The sequence below is a fragment of the Microbacterium petrolearium genome (assembly GCF_054782875.1).
In genome coordinates, this window is sequence record NZ_BAAGRQ010000055.1 from 1 (window position 1) to 989 (window position 989).

Consider the following 989-nt stretch of genomic DNA (forward strand, 5'->3'; position numbering starts at 1 on the left):
ACCCCGAAACGGCCCGCGAGCTTGGCGTACTCGTCAGAGGTGTACTGGCTTCCGCGGTCCGAGTGGAACAGAGCGCCCGACTCGATGCGCCCGTGGGTATGGGCCATCGTGAGGGCGTCGCCGATCAGCTCGGTGCGCATGTGCTCAGCCATCGACCAGCCCACGACCTCACGGTTGAACAGGTCGATCACCGTCGCCAGATACAGCCACCCTTCCCCGGTGCGCAGGTAGGTGATGTCGCCGACGAAGCGGACCCCGGGCCGGTCGGCGGTGAAGTCCCGCTTGAGCAGATCGGGGCGGGTCACCACGTCGTCGGCGGGGATCGTGGTGCGCTTCTTGGAGCGGGGCTGGATCCCGAAGATCCCCGCCTCCCGCATGATCTTGCGGACCAGACCCTCCGACGCGGCGATCCCGCGGCGAGACAATTCGGCGAGCACCCGCCGGAACCCGTTCACCCCGTGCGAGTCGTCGTGGATCTGCGTGATCACACCAGACAGCCACACCCTCCGCGCCGTGGTCGGCGGGATCGTGTCCCGCCGCTTCGCCCACGCGTAGTAGCCGGCGCGTGAGACGCTGAGCAGGCGCGCCATCAGCTCGATCGTGAAGGTGGCCTTCTCCGCGTGCATCAGCGTGAACTTCTCGCTCACCGCTGCTCCTTCGCGAAGAAGGCCGCGGCTTTTTTCAAGAACGCGTTCTCCTCCGCGAGCCGCCGGTTCTCCGCTTCCAACCGTGCGATCCGCGCGGCCTCCACCGGTGGCGGCGCCGTCTCCGGGTCGGGGTGCTGGGCCCGATACGCCTTCACCCAGTACCCGAGCGAGCTCTCGTTGATCTCCAACTCCCGCGCGACCTGCGCGATCGGGCGGCCGCCCTGCACGACGAGCTGGACCGCGTCGGCCTTGAACTCCTCAGTGAACTTCCTGCGATTCGTAGACATCTCTGCCTGTCGTTCCTTCCTGGTAACGACCGTCTACAAGAAGTGTCACACCCCA

1 pseudogene is annotated in these 989 nt (G+C 66.8%); it reads right to left on the reverse strand.

Annotated features, from left to right (window positions below):
- Positions 1-934: pseudogene (locus tag ACYVJ0_RS13555) on the reverse strand (IS3 family transposase); the annotation flags it as partial.
- Positions 935-989 lie beyond the last annotated feature (55 nt).